The 927-nt window shown below is 63.8% G+C and carries 1 protein-coding gene and 1 pseudogene; both read right to left on the bottom strand.

Features of this window, described 5'->3' with window-relative positions; all coding sequences use genetic code 11:
• Nucleotides 1-244 (bottom strand): annotated as a pseudogene (locus tag AC1DYI_RS36925) (hypothetical protein); the annotation flags it as partial.
• 49 nt (nucleotides 245-293) lie between these two features.
• Nucleotides 294-602: a hypothetical protein gene (locus AC1DYI_RS36920; protein WP_477209038.1), complete on the bottom strand. Its 309-nt coding sequence runs from the start codon at nucleotides 600-602 to the stop codon at nucleotides 294-296.
• Nucleotides 603-927 lie beyond the last annotated feature (325 nt).

Here is a 927-nt window from a genome sequence, read left to right as displayed (position 1 = left end):
CGATCGCGCCCAGCGTGCCGCCAATGGCCCCGCCAACACCAGCGCCCTTGGCCGCCTTGTTGCCCAACTCGGTTTCGACACCGCCCGCGGCGAAGTGTGTCGATCGCGTCTTGTCGGACATGACCAGGTTGACGTCATCCTTGGTGTAGCCACGTTCGGTCGCCGCTGCGTAGGCCGCTTCGGCGCTATCGCGGTCGGGGAAGAGGCCAGTCACGAGGCGAGTGTTGGCGTTGGTTTCATTCATGTTGAGATCCTTCATTCAGTGGTGAGGGTAGTGAGCGGACATGGATCGATCAGTTGCGATCGGTCTTGGGCGGCGGCATCGTGCTGTCGGCGCTCATGGCTGCGTCAGTTGATGCTGGCGTGCTCGAGTTGGGTGCCATCTTGTCGGTAGCGGACGGGCCGGTACGAACCACGGTGCCGACGTCTGCTCGCGGCACGGCCTTGTCGGTTGCAGTGGCCGCAGTCGCCGGTGACACGCCCACCTTGTCCGTTGTGGGGGCAGCGGGCGCCATTGGCGTGGATGTTTGAGCGAAGGCCCCAATCAGCACAGTGGCCAAGGCCGATGCCACGAGGGTCGAGCGAGTGATTAAAGTGGACATGGTGGTCTCCTATTGCCTCTGACCGGCCAAAGAACATCTTCGGATGGGTGGTGAGGCGAGCGACCATGTTGGCTGCATCGGCGGCGAATCGCATCCAGGCAAGGCGGCATTCACTTGTAGGTGGATACGCCGTCGACTCTGATGACTGGCGACTCAGACCAGCGGCGGGTCGGTCTCGCGCTCGAACCGCCTGGGAGCACCCAGCGCGGTGATGAATGCACCCGTGAAGTCGGTTGTCRTGGCCAAGTCGGCGGCGACGATGAATGCCGGATCGGGCGAGTCTTGCGGCACACCCGCCGCATCGAGGACTGCAGTGCCCGCTCCC

The organism is Ideonella sp. P3_A4 (assembly GCF_056403075.1).
The sequence above is the reverse complement of the archived record's forward strand: the minus strand, read 5'-3'. Positions and strand labels throughout refer to the sequence as shown.

Bases quoted from the DNA above. Each gene is read 5' to 3' on its own strand.
- AC1DYI_RS36920 (WP_477209038.1), bottom strand. From the start codon at position 602: ATGTCCACTTTAATCACTCGCTCGACCCTCGTGGCATCGGCCTTGGCC.